This window comes from Rhodococcus qingshengii JCM 15477 (assembly GCF_023221595.1).
Lineage (GTDB): Bacteria > Actinomycetota > Actinomycetes > Mycobacteriales > Mycobacteriaceae > Rhodococcus_F > Rhodococcus_F qingshengii.
In genome coordinates this window covers 6140369-6153111 of record NZ_CP096563.1, presented here as the reverse complement: position 1 = coordinate 6153111, position 12743 = coordinate 6140369, and the positions used below count along the sequence as shown (strand labels likewise).

General features: G+C 61.7%; 10 protein-coding genes and 1 pseudogene. 5 read left to right on the top strand and 6 right to left on the bottom strand.

Annotated elements, in window-relative coordinates; all coding sequences use genetic code 11:
- Positions 1-67 precede the first annotated feature (67 nt).
- Entirely contained in the window at positions 68-364 is a 297-nt protein-coding gene (locus M0639_RS28440; protein WP_007735559.1) for a putative quinol monooxygenase, read from the top strand.
- 1467 nt (positions 365-1831) lie between these two features.
- Here the strand turns inward: M0639_RS28440 and M0639_RS28435 are convergent.
- On the bottom strand, positions 1832-3277 hold the full coding sequence (locus M0639_RS28435) for an MFS transporter (protein WP_197486166.1): 1446 nt from the start codon (positions 3275-3277) through the stop codon (positions 1832-1834).
- Positions 3278-3396: 119 nt separating this feature from the next.
- On the opposite strand from M0639_RS28435, the gene M0639_RS28430 reads away from it, so the two are divergent.
- Together M0639_RS28430 and M0639_RS28425 are read left to right on the top strand one after the other, a co-directional pair.
- On the top strand, positions 3397-4323 hold the full coding sequence (locus M0639_RS28430; protein ID WP_064074381.1) for a LacI family DNA-binding transcriptional regulator: 927 nt from the start codon (positions 3397-3399) through the stop codon (positions 4321-4323).
- Between the two features lie 270 nt (positions 4324-4593).
- Positions 4594-5722: pseudogene (locus M0639_RS28425) on the top strand (IS110 family RNA-guided transposase).
- Here the strand turns inward: M0639_RS28425 and M0639_RS28420 are convergent.
- Positions 5699-6337 carry a cysteine hydrolase family protein gene (locus M0639_RS28420; RefSeq protein WP_064074415.1) on the bottom strand — a complete coding sequence of 213 codons (639 nt, stop codon included), beginning with the start codon at positions 6335-6337 and terminating at the stop codon, positions 5699-5701. The pseudogene M0639_RS28425 and the gene M0639_RS28420 overlap by 24 nt on opposite strands.
- Before the next feature lie 950 nt (positions 6338-7287).
- On the opposite strand from M0639_RS28420, the gene M0639_RS28415 reads away from it, so the two are divergent.
- Positions 7288-7902 (top strand): class I SAM-dependent methyltransferase, encoded by a 615-nt coding sequence (locus M0639_RS28415; protein WP_064074416.1) that lies wholly within the window; start codon positions 7288-7290, stop codon positions 7900-7902.
- Positions 7886-8593, top strand: coding sequence for a DedA family protein (locus tag M0639_RS28410; RefSeq protein ID WP_064074382.1), 708 nt, complete (start codon positions 7886-7888; stop codon positions 8591-8593). The genes M0639_RS28415 and M0639_RS28410 overlap by 17 nt, the downstream gene beginning before the upstream one ends.
- Before the next feature lie 499 nt (positions 8594-9092).
- Here the strand turns inward: M0639_RS28410 and M0639_RS28405 are convergent, their stop codons facing one another.
- The 4 genes from M0639_RS28405 to M0639_RS28390 form a co-directional block, all read right to left on the bottom strand.
- A complete protein-coding gene (locus M0639_RS28405; RefSeq protein ID WP_063316911.1) occupies positions 9093-10067 on the bottom strand; it encodes an alpha/beta hydrolase in 975 nt (324 codons plus the stop codon).
- A gap of 300 nt (positions 10068-10367) precedes the next feature.
- Positions 10368-11123, bottom strand: a complete 756-nt coding sequence (locus tag M0639_RS28400; protein ID WP_257217673.1) for an alpha/beta fold hydrolase — start codon at positions 11121-11123, stop codon at positions 10368-10370.
- A gap of 68 nt (positions 11124-11191) precedes the next feature.
- Positions 11192-11629 (bottom strand): nitroreductase/quinone reductase family protein, encoded by a 438-nt coding sequence (locus tag M0639_RS28395; protein ID WP_054800725.1) that lies wholly within the window; start codon positions 11627-11629, stop codon positions 11192-11194.
- A 95-nt stretch (positions 11630-11724) separates the two neighbouring features.
- Positions 11725-12696: an NAD(P)H-quinone oxidoreductase gene (locus M0639_RS28390; protein ID WP_064074417.1), complete on the bottom strand. Its 972-nt coding sequence runs from the start codon at positions 12694-12696 to the stop codon at positions 11725-11727.
- Positions 12697-12743: the final 47 nt, after the last annotated feature.

Sequence of the window (12743 nt, the reverse complement as noted above, 5' to 3'; positions counted from 1 at the left end):
ACCTTCCATTAACCGATGGATGGTGTGATGCTTGACAGTGTTCACCACCTCGAAGAGGAGATCCGATATGGCCACCAAGGCGCTGCTGGTCCGACTTGAAGCGAAGCCCGGCAAGGAAGAAGCGGTCGAGGAATTCCTCCGATCGGCACTGCCGCTCGTCGAGCAGGAGCCCGGCACGAAACCCTGGTTCGCGGTGCGGTTCGGGCCCTCGTCGTTCGGCATCATCGACGCATTCCCGGACCAAGTTGCCCGCGAGACACATCTCAATGGTCCGGTCGGCAAGGCCCTCGGCGAACGCGCCGACGAACTCTTCGCCGCGCCGCCCGAAATCAGCTACCTCGACGTTCTCGCTGAAAAAGTCTGAACAACCGACTGGAAAATGTCTTGTCGATGCCGGTCACATTCGGTTGTGAATACAGTTGTGCCACAGCCATACCCGAATCACGGTAGCTTTGCCGGCGTGCGCGGCTGTGGCGTACTGTCCGTCGCTCGCTTCGGCCCAGGTATCGGTAGATCACGAGCAGGGCACTCAGTCGAGCCAACTCGCTACCCGTGTAGGAAGAGCAGTTCAAACTCGTTTTATTGCAAAGTGTTTCGAGTTTGAAGTGACCTGCCTGGAGTGAAGTAGGACTCCTTGTTCTTGGAGGAGGGCTTAGTGGAGCACCACGGATCATCGAGCAAGGACGATTGGTGCTAGTCCTGTTGGAAAAGATGGTCGTAGACGATGGCAGAGGCCCTCGTTGAGGTCCCGGATGCGGTTGACGGCGAAAATTTCTGCAGTCGCTGCGATGCCGATGGCCCGGAATCGCTTTCTTCCCAGCGTCATTCATAGGTACTGACTGCAAGCCCGATTTCGATCGGGAAGGTGAAGACTCCCCACTACACGGCCGGTCGCCAGTGAACTGTCGATCCACCCGGCGATCGGTCCGGCCAGGATGAGACCACTTGCGATCGAGTACGTCATCATACCCGGCGGCGAAACCGATGAGTTCGACCTGCCGCAGTTCGTTCGTGTTCTTGTTGAGCGCATCGAAACCCTAAGCGAAGGATTGGATTTCGGATGGCTGTTTCAGGTTTGAAAGGCGGTGATGACACGTCCATGCGGGGTTGGCGTCGGAGCGGTGTGAGCTCCGATTTCGGTGGGCTGAATATTGTTGCAGTCGTGATATTTTCGTCGTTCTCTTTGGTTGTTTACGGATTGGTGTGTTGCCGAACACATCATGATGTCGTTGTCGCAAAGCGTCAGTGTTTGTTTCGTTACATCAGCGACAGCTGAGCTTGGATACGACATGGACGATCTTTGCGGGCAAATGTGTTCGGGTGAGTGGTGCCCTCAGGGGTGCTCGGAAGGCTAGGGGAAGTCGCGGTCACATTCGTTGTAGTCGAACCATGGCGATGGTTACCTGTGGGTTCGCTGCCAGGGTTGTCGGAAGGTGCGGCGTAGCTGGCAGCTGTGGTACCCATGGTTTTCGTCCGCTCGCGGTGGAGGATTAAAGTCTGTGCCGATGTCCAGGCCCTCGTCTCTGCCCCGGATCCGGTTGACGGCGAGGATGTGCGCGGTCGTCCGATCCCGGCGGTTTGAAATCGCTTTCCTCCTTGCACCACCCGTGGGTACTACGTGAAAGGCCGATTCCGATGAGTTCGACCTGCCGTGGCACTTTCGTGTTCTTGGCGGACACTCGACACTCTGTGTGAAGGGGTTGGTTTCAGGCCGTTTTTTCGTGTTCGACGCGTCTGCTGGGCCCTGAGTCCCGAGCCGCGTTATCTCTCCTGCATGGTGGGCCGGCGCTCCACGTCGGGTAAATGTGGAGCGCCGGTCCGGGCAGAACCCTCAGAGATGGTTCGTGGGATTGGCGGAACTGCGGGAAGCGACTAAACAGCCGGTGGCAGCGATGGCCAGTAAGACTGCTGTCAGGATCAATGCGGTATGAAACGCGGCCGCCGGATTGGCGCCGCCATTGACCCGGATCGCGAAGACGGCACCGAGAACGGCCGGTCCGAGTGCCCCGCCGTACTGCCTCATGGCGGTATTCGCGGCTGCAGCCATGCCTGCGAGGTGCCAAGGCACAGCGTTGATTGCTGCCGTTGATACCGAGGTCATCATGACAGCAACGGAAAAGCCGTAAATCGCAAGGCGCCACGCGAGGTCGGCAAACCCGGTCGACTCGTCGACTACGGTCAGGAGCAGCATTCCTACCGCAGCCAAAGCCAGTCCGCCCGCAAGGAGTGTCATTGCATTGAACCGATGCATCGTCAAGCCCACAAGAGGGTTGATCAGGGCGCCGATGCCGGTGACAAACAGTAGCCGCCAGCCTATTTCGAGCGGCGAGAGCTGCTGAACGGACCCAAGGAAGAGGCTGAGAAGGAACATGCTGCCGACAATCGAGAACAGTGCGATGAACGCTGAGAAGCCCGCTGCCGAGAACGTGGGCGCACGGAACAGCGCTAAATTCATCAGCGGCGTGGTGGCACGGAGTTCGATGATCACGAATGTAGCGAAGGCAACCGCTGCAACCCCGAGGCCGATTATCGCGTGAGGTGAGGTCCACCCGCTGGCGCCACCCTCGATGATGCCGTAGATCGAGGAAGCGATCGCGATCGTCGCCGAGATCTGTCCGGGCCAGTCCAGGTGACGACCTTTGGGTGACTGGGATTCAGGCAGTTTGGCGATCGCGAACATGCCCGCTCCGGCCGCCAGAACCGCAGTCGGAGCGAAGATCCATCCCCACTCTGCGAACTCCAGGATGCCGCCGGCCACCAGTGGCCCGAGTGCGAGGCCAAGCATCATTCCGGTAGCCCAGAGTCCGATGAACTTGCCACGCTCGCGAGGGTTGGGTACAGCGTGCCCGATGAGCGCGAGCGTGGTGGGCAGCAACATACCTGCGCCCAGCCCGGATACGGCTTGCCCGGCCCACAGGAGGTGAATAGTCGAGACGTCGGCCAAGGTTCCCGCGACTCCCGCGATGGCAGCTCCGAGGATCGTCAGCAGCATACCGATGAGGTAGATGCGTCGCCGTCCGTAGAGGTCGCCGAAGACTCCGGCTGACAGGACTGCGGCGGCCATGGGAATGACGTAGGAGTCGGAGACCCATTGGAGGTCTGAGGTACTGGCACCCGTGGCGTTGCCGATAGTGGTGAGCGCAACGGCGACAGCAGTGATCGGGACGTACGTGACGAACACGCCAAGCACGGCGAGACCGATGGTCATTTCCCGGCTGCGGTGCTCGTCGATAGTCCCAGGCATGTCTTCCGCATGCTCGGTGATGGATGACGACATTGGGGTGTGACTCCTTCTCGAATGTGCACTAAATCGATATAGTAAATCGATATAGTGAAAAGGTAACAGATGGGTCGGCCGCAGACCGATACAGTGAGGGCTGCCGATAGGAGCTGGAAATGCGAAGTACGACGCGGACGACCTTGCGTGACGTCGCTGCGGCCAGTGGAGTATCTGTGACCACTGTGAGTTTCGTGCTCAACAACAATCCGAAGCAGACCATCCCGATCGCCACGCGGGAGCGCGTCCAGCAAGCCGCGCGCGACCTCGGCTACGTGCCACACGGGACCGCTCGCGCTCTCCGCGAGGGGTCGTCGCGCATCGTCGTCCTCAACATCGCAATCGGACGAGAGAGCAACTATTCACGTAGCTACATTCGCGGCCTCGACGACGAACTCGCCGCCCACCAGCACGTTCTGCTTGTCAAATTCGGGCCCTCCTCCGCGGAATCGACCCGGCAGGTTGTCGACGCGATAACACCGCGGGCCGTCCTGACATTCGGGGAGGCATATCTGAACGGCAACGAACGCGACGACGGCAGTTGGACAGGAGGTCTGGCCGCGACTTCTGCGCTACAGATCAACCACCTGGCCAGCCGCGGCCACACCAACATCGCTATGGCACTGCCCAGTCATGGCACCGACCTGCGTGACGTCCGTCTACGGTTCGCACGCGAGTCCGCTGCAGCGCTCGACTTGGCACCGCTCACATCCTTCACGATGCCGTCACCGAGGGACGCCGGAACCGATGCACTGCAGGAGTTTCGCGCGTCCAACCCCACGGTGACAGCGGTCGCGGCTTTCGACGACGACGTCGCGCTGCGAACTCTGGCAGCCATGAGAGATCTGAAACTCACAGCGCCTCGCGACCTGGCTGTCATCGGGTTCGACGCCACCGAATACGGGGCACTCGCGACCCCACCACTGACAACCGTCCACACCGACGCCGAAGCCCACGGGCGTCTCGCAGCACGCGGTGCCCTCGGGATCGATATCTCGGACGTAGATCTCATTCCCGGGCGGGTCATTGTGAGAGCGACAGCGTGAGGTTCCGGAGTCGGGTATCGCTCTGCGGCGAGCATGATCCACTGCCGTGCTCTGGCGGATACCGGCCGTGGTACCGGTGGCGCTGATCGTGGTGGTCGCTCAGGCTGGCATGCGCAAGGTCCTATCACAGCAACTGACGCCGAGCAGAAGTTTGGGTACGTCGCCAAAGTTCGTTTGTGAGCGTCCGATCGGGCTGGGCAATCAGTCACAGCGCAGATCGGCGAGCGGTAGGTCCGGACGAAGGACTGCTCGATGGACACGAGTTAGGCCGTGCGTTTCGGCCTTGACGTGGGCAAATCTGACCACCACGCTGTAGGCCTCGACAACCAAGGGGCGCGTCTGTACGACGAAGCCCTGCCCAACGACGAAACCCGATTACGGGTGTGTTCGACCAACGTGCCAGGGCACGGACCGATCTTGATCGTGGTCGATCAGCCCAACACCATCGGCGCATTGGCCGGTCGCAGTGGCCTGCGGGTGCGTTCATCAGGTGGCCTACCCACCGGGGCTGTCGACGCGCCGGATAGCCGATCTGTATCCCGGCCAGGCCAAAACCGATGCCTGTGACGCGTTCATCAGCGCCGACAGTGCCCGAACGATGCCGCACACCCTGTGCAGAGTCGACACCGGAGATGACACCCGCACCGAACTCGGCGTGCTCGCCGGTTTCGATGACGACCTGGCCGGCGAAGCCACTCGAATCAGCAACCGAATCCGAAGGCTGTTGACAGGCATTCGCCCAGCTCTCGAACGAGTGCTGGGCCCACGGATCACCCATCGGGCGGTGTTGGAGATCCTGTCTCGCTGCGGCGGCCCGGCCGGGCATATGCGCAGCGGGCACCTGCAAACTGGCCGCGATCGCCACCAAACATGCGTCGCGTATGGGCGCTCGAAACTTGCGTGTTCATTGAAAGAGGTTCTTCAGCAACGCAATTCCATCGGCGACGACGTGGAGAGGATGCTCGATGACCACTCTCTTTCCCGGGTCCTGACCTCCGTGCAGGGGGTGGGAGTCAGGACCGGCGTAAGAATCCTGCTCGAAGTAGGCAATGGATCAGCATTCGCCTCCGCTGGCCACCTGGCCGCCTACGCCGGAATCGCACCTGCGACCCACCGGTCTGGGATCTCGATCCGCGGAGAACGCCCGCCCGGTCAGGTAACCGCAAACTCAAGCGCGCGCCGTTCCTCTCGGCTTTCGCTGTACGCCACGACCCGGCCACTGCATCTATTACGACCGAAAACGCGCCGACGGCAAGAACACAATGCAGCCTTGATTTGCCTGATCAGACGCCGCTGTGACGTCGTCTGCGCCATGCTCAAGAACAAGACCCTCTACCCGCACCAGTCCGATACGAAATCGCTGGAACGCGCGCCCTTATCTCGCGAGCAACGACGCTAGGACGTCGGTCGTCGTATTAAGGTTGACGCCGATACTTTCGAGATCGGTCAGCCGCTCGGAACTCGTCTGCGACACGGCATCGGTGACCAGCACCGTCCGAAAGTCTCGTTCGCTCGCGTCGAACAGAGTCGCTCGCGGACAGTTCGGCAAATTGCATCCGGCCACGACAACAGTGTCACAATCCTGTCGGCGCAGGAGCGACTCCAGGTCGGTGCGATGAAATGCACTCCATCGTGGCTTGAACAGCACGATCTCGCACGGGCCGACGGTCTGTGTCTTTCCTGCGAGAAGCAATTCCGTGTCCAATCGGAACCCCTGCGGGAGAACACCTTCCGCGACTTGCGATCCGACCGTTTCCGGCGCGGCCACCTCGGCACCCGCTTCGATCACGTGGCGCCGCAATAGGTCGACATCCGAACTCCCTGGTGCGTACAAGCGAACTACGTGGACTACAGGACGTCCGGCACGCCGGAAGGCCTTCACCAGCGACGCGACGTTCGGCACGACGCCCGTCGTGCCCTGGATCGCTGCTTGCCCGTCGTCGAGAAAGTCGCGTTGCAGGTCGATGACGACCAGTGCAGAACGGTCCCATCTCGGCGTGATGTAGTCCGTCATGTATGCCCCTCCTGCGAGGATCTCAGCCAGGCTCATTCCGTCGATTGATCAGGCAGCCAGCGTAAACGACTGATCGCACGCACTACCGCAGCGACCCTCACCCAGCGGCGCAGCGTCCTCCGATCACCTGATCCACATCAGGATTGACCAGACATAGGGCACCCCCGGTCGGGGCAGAGAAAGGGGCAGGGGTGGCCTATGGGTTGTCGATCGCGTTCGCGTCGAGCACGTGACCCGACGGTCGCTGTCGTTGTCGAGCTGCCAGGGCTACTCGGCACGTGCACCGTAGAACCGTGCCGAGACCGATATCAAGCGGCGCGGGAAAGATCGACCGGACGGCGGCACTACACGGAGGAAATGCATACGGTCACACTACGACGACCAGGAACAAGGCCACGATGGGTGGAGGCGCGATTAATGCGTTGGCCGACTTCGATCTGTCGCTCGTTTCCGCTGAGGACGATGTAGCCGCGATTCGTGCGCGACTGGAAATGGGAGGCATTTTCCATCGTTGAAGTAATGTCGCAGCACGATGTGATGGCCGATTGGAACTGCCCAGTGCCGATAGCGGGAGAGTTGGGGGCGATGTTTGGCGGATCAGTCGGGGTCTGTCTTGCTCGGCGAGAGTGGGTGATCACCCGGGTTCCGCCGTGGGGGTGGTTCGTGATCGCGGCCGCATTTCCGGAGCGTCCGAATGCGTCACGTGCAGAACATATGTCACGACTTGTAGGGCCCTGGCTGCGAGCGAGTGGATTACAACGAGAGGCAGATGATGTTCGTCGTCAGCCTGAAGGCGTTGATGAATTCCGTTGCGACCCTTATGCGATGCCCCGAGTTGGCGATCCGATCCCTTAGGTATCGGCCCTTAGGTGTAAGCCCCGAGAGAATCTAGTGAAATTCAGCCCCGAGGGACGATGTGGGAGCGCATTGTTCTGAGGATCGTTGACGCGATGACATCGAACCAGAACAACAATTGGCAATTCGCGAAAGCCGTTCTCCGGAAGCCGTTTACCATCGGCGCGATCGCACCCAGTTCGGTGCCGGTCGCGGCGGAACTGGCAGCGGTGGTACCGAACGAGGGTGCGCCGGTGGTCGTGGAGTTGGGCCCCGGTACCGGATCGGTCTCCGATGCCATCTCCGCGCGGTTGCCCACAGGTGGTCGTCATATTGCGGTGGAGGTTGACGGCGATTTGGCGGCGCATCTGCGGCGCACGAGGCCGCGCGTCGAGACGATCTGGGGCGACGCTTGCGATCTGACCGGACTGTTGGACGCCGTCGGAGTGGATCGCGTCGACGCGATCGTCTGCGCCCTCCCGTGGTCGCTCATCGATGGAGAAAGACAGTGCGCGATTCTCGGTCAGATCGCGGAGGTCCTGATCCGTGACGGACACGTGAGTGTTCTGGCCTATCCCCACGCCCATTGGCTGCCGAGAGCCCGGGATTTTCGAATTGCGTTGCGCGGGAAGTTCACTGAGGTCGTGCGAAGCCCAGTGGTGTGGCGTAATGCGCCGCCCGCGGTGGTGTACCGATGCGGGCAGTCGATGTCTCGTGCGATTTCCCTCTGACTTTCTGACCGGCCTACCTCCGGTCTGGCTGTTGGTGATCAGTTCAGTCCTGATCACGGCGGAAGTGGGCACTCTGATCGGCGTCGTCCTTCCCGGCGTGACCGCGGTCCTAGCGCTCGGCTATCTCGGCAGTTCGGGCACCGTTCACCCGGTCGCAGCTTGTGTCGTGGCGATTGTCTGCGAGATCGGCGGAGGCCACCTTGCCTACGCCAAAGGTCGATACGCCCGCAGCACTCGAACATCCGGAAACATTCGTCGCAGTCTCAAATCTGTTGTGGACAAACATTTCAGCCGATCCAGCTCCTGGTCACGGTCGATCGAACTACGGGCGCTGGCCCTGGTGAAGCGGAGGGGTGCCTTGGCGATCGTGTTGTGTCAGTGGTTCGCCGGCGTCCGCACCGTGACACCACGATTGGTGGGATCGGCTGGGATGAGCTATCGAAGGTTTGCCCTCGCGCAGGTTCCGTCAGCGGTGCTGTGGGTGTGCACGTGGATGTCGGTCGGGGCGGTGGCCGGAGCGACCTACGAGCGCATAGCGACCAGGGTCAGTGTGGTCGGTCTGGTGGTGTTGGCGGTGGTTCTGCTCGTCGTGTCGGTGTGGGCGACCGTACTCCGGCGCCGGCCCCCAAGGGATGGAGCGGGGACGCCGCCGAAGTTGACAGCGCGGACAGGCCCGACTGACAACGGATGACCCGGTCACCGGCGGCCGATCTCGCGACTTGGAGCTAGGTGGCCCATCAGGTTGGGGTTAGGTGTCCGACCTGATGGGCCGTGCGCGCCCACGTCTGGGGAGACGGGCGAGCAGTATCGGTGGCCCACCGCATTCGACCTCACGCCGAGATGACGCTGCGCTTGGGGCAATCGTAGCGAAAGCGTTGGCCGCGTTCGGCATCCCCCAGGATGCCTCGTCTCCCGCTCGCCGTTGTCCATCCCCTCGCTCATTCGATGGGGAGAGCGCGTGCTCCGCCGCACCACCCGCGAGACAACCCGCGTAAAGGATCCGGCCACGGTCTGTTCGAGACGATAAGTGCCTGTCGTCCGCCCCTGATGCCGGCTTGGCAGCAACATCTATTAGCGCGGTGTGCAGTGCAGTTGGCACCTCATCCGTACAGGTGGGGGTTGGTTTCTCTTGGAAACTGATCTAATTCCGTGCCGCCGCTGTCGCCTACCTGTCGTGGCTCGGACTTGTGTCAGCTGCCGTGCAGTGCGGCACGGAGTGCGTCCACGGCGAGGGTCCGTGCAACATTGGCAGCGCGGGTGTTTCGGAGGCTGTCGAGCAATAGGAAATCGTGAACCATTCCGGCCACGCGCACCGATGTCACGTCGACACCTGCCTCTCGGAGCTTATTCGCGTACTGCTCTCCTTCGTCCCGAAGGACATCGGCTTCGTCGGTGATGACCAACGTGGTCGGGAGTCCGGCGAGGTCCTCGAGGGAAGCCTGTAGCGGCGAGGCGTGCACTTCTGCGCGCTTCGCGGGGTCGGAGGTGTAGGCGTCCCAGAACCATTTCATGCCGTCGCGGGTGAGGTAGTAGCCTTCGGCGAACTGCAGGTAGGACGGAGTATCGAAGTCCGCGTTGGTGACTGGGTAGAGCAACACCTGTGCCTTGAGGTCGATACCTCCACGTTCTTTGTTCATGAGTGCAAAGACCGCAGACATGCATCCGCCGACGGACTCCCCGGTCACCGCGATGCGGGTAGTGTCCAGGCCGTGCTCGGCTCCGTGCTCGAGTATCCACTGCCCAACCGCGTAGTTCTGTTCGACTTGGGTCGGGTACTGGGCTTCGGGCGCGCGGTCGTAGACGGGAAATACTCCGGCAGCGTCGGCGCCTACCGCGAGTTCGCGAAACAGTCGATCGTGTGTCTTGTCGTCTCCGAAAACCCATCCGGCGCCGTGGATGTAGAACACCACCGGCAGTGGTCCGGTAGCGCCTTTCGGTCGAATGATGCGAGTGCGGACCGTTCCCCATTGGCCTGCATCGACGTCCACCCACTCTTCGTCGACGTCGGGTCGTGCGACGCCGTCGCCACTTTGTAGGTCCCGCAGTATCTTTCGTCCTTCTTCGGGTGGCACTTCGTAGATTCGGGGGTGGGGGTCGGTGGCCTCGCACAGCTCCTTCGCTGCCGGTTCGAGGTACGGAGTGAGCGGTGGTGGTAGTTCGGACATGTCAGCTGGCCTCTCGGGTGGGGGAACGATGGGACGAAGCAGGCGATGGTTGGTCTTTCGAAAACTCGGTCAAGAAGTGCCGGTACATTCGAAGGGAGGGTACCTGGCAGAAGTACGCAAACCCGCTGCATAGCAAGTAGTTTCGTGCTCCAGTTGCATCGGGTAGTAGTCGCTACTTCGACCCCGCACTGCCGACGAGCGATCGACGTTCGGTTGAATGTGTGCACCTCTCACATGACCTAAACATATTGCCTGTCGGGTCGTCAATGGATCGATGTTCGCGCGTGTCGGAGGCGACCGTCATGGCTTCTCCCACCAGGCAACGATGCGTGCGACCACCTGTGAACTTGCCCGGACCCATCTGACGTGATCGTTGCTCGCACCGGGCAAGACGTCGTCGTGCTCGTACTGCCATCGTGTCACCGCGCGTGTTTCGAACAGTTTCTCCGCGAAGATGTCCACCGATCGTGGTGGGGCCATGGCGTCCGATGCGAAACTGATGACGAGAGCGGGCGTCGCGATCGGCCGATCGGCTTTGTACGGTGGGTTGCCTGTGATGACCGTGCGGGCCCATTGCCGCATCAACGTGCGAGCGCCGGGGCCGCCGAAAGCCGGTGTCGGTACGTAGCCGAACAGTGTGGTGAGCAGCGGGACGGCTACTGCGCCCATGAGCAAGACGTGTAGCCCGCAGAATCGGTAGGTTCGATGGTGGGGGAGCGCAGCAGCTACGGTGACCATTGCCTCGACCGCCGGGTGGTTCAGTTGGTGTCCGGCGACGAGTTGACCGCCGAGACTGTGCCCGAGCAACAGGATTGGCTGCTCGGGATGATCCCTCCGCGCACAGGTAATTGCGTCCTCGATGTCGTCGATTTCGTCCTGGTAGGACCAATCGTGTCTGCGGTCGGCGCGGGGCTCGCCGCGTTCGGATCCTCGTCGTCGAATAGCATGGGCCTCCCACCCGTGCCGTGCGAACTCTGCGACCAGCGGTTCGTAGAAGTGCGACCCTATTGCCATCGCGGGCGCGATCAGGACAAGGGGAGCGCTCGAGCTGTGCAAGCGGTGACGAATCGGAGTGCACAACGGACGAGGTGGGCCTTCGTCTTGTGCTGCGTGGTGTTCGTTTCTCACAGTTGGCAGATCACCAGTGGTATTTCGCGCTGTGTTCGTCGTTGGTAGTCGGCGTAGCCTTTATAGGCAGCAACGACTTTGGTCCACAGTGCGGCTCGTTCTTCTGCGGACGCGGTGCGTGTGTGTACCGCGAAGCGTTCTCCGTCCATGACGAGTTCGGCGTCGGGGTGGGCCTGGAGGTTTTTATACCAGTCCGGATCGCGGTCGTCGCCGCCTTTCGACGCGACGAGCACGATCCAGTCCTTTTCTCGGACAGGGGTTGTCAGGTAACACGACCGCGGGAGTCCTGACGAGCGTCCGATCGTGTGCAGCTCGACGACCGGCATTCCGAAGGGTTTGGACAGCAGTCGCCCTCCACTGACGGTGAGCACGATTTTGTGCGCACCGTTCATCAGCTTGGCGCCGAGGTCTTTGACGGTGTCGGTGTTCGACATTTCTCATCCCTTCATGAAGGTGGTGAGGGTGATTCTGTGTGCGTGCGCGGTGGGTGCCCTGTGAGGGGTCATTCGCTCCAGTCGGTTGAGATCTGTCACGAACTCTGCGGCAGGAGAAGGACTTTTCCCACCGAGTCTTTCGATTCGAGCAACGCCTGCCCCTCGTCTGCATCGGCCAGGGGTAGCTTTGCCGAAATGATCGGTCGAATAAGCCCTTGTTCGATCAACGGCCACTCGTCAGTGGCGACGGCCGCAACGATCTCCGCCTTCGAGCCGGGGCCAGTCAGCGGGCGGTTGCGCACGTTGAGGCCGATGATTCGCGCACGTTTACCGATGAGTGCACCGACGTTCGCCTCACCGGTGAAGCCTCCCTGCATGCCGATGATCACCAGCCGACCTCCGACAGCGAGGGCGTCGATGTTGCGGCTGAGGTAGCTCCCACCCATGATGTCGAGGATGACGTCTACCTGGCCCGCCAGTTCGGCTGCGAAGTCCTGATCTCGGTAGTTGAGCACGATGTCGGCACCGAGGTCTCGGCAGCGCTGCGCCTTGGCCTCTGATCCGACGGTGACCGCGACGCGCGCCCCCAGCGCCTTGGCCACCTGAATGGCATGGGTTCCGATTCCGCTGCCGCCGCCGTGGACGAGAAGCAGATCGCCGGCTTGCAGGCCTGCGTCGGTGACGATCGTGGACCAGACGGTGCTCGCCACCTCGGGCAGAGCAGCGGAATCGATCAGAGTCACGCCTGCGGGTACAGGTAGTAACTGAGATGCGGGGACTACTGCGTATTCTGCGTACCCGCCTCCGGCGATCAGGGCACACACTTCGTGGCCCAGTGCCGGACCGTCGACGCCGGGACCAAGGGCGACGACGGTGCCGGAGATTTCGAGACCCATGATGTCGCTGATACCCTGCGGTGGCGGATAGAGTCCCTGCCGCTGCATCACGTCACCGCGGTTGATACCGGCGGCGGCAACGCGAATCAGGACCTCGCCAGGTGCGGGCGTTGGGGTCGGTACTTCCTCTACGGCGAGGTTCTTCTTATCGTCGACGACGATCGCTCGCATGGTGGGGGTGACGGTGCTCATCTTGCCTCTCCTGTGGTGGTGGTCGA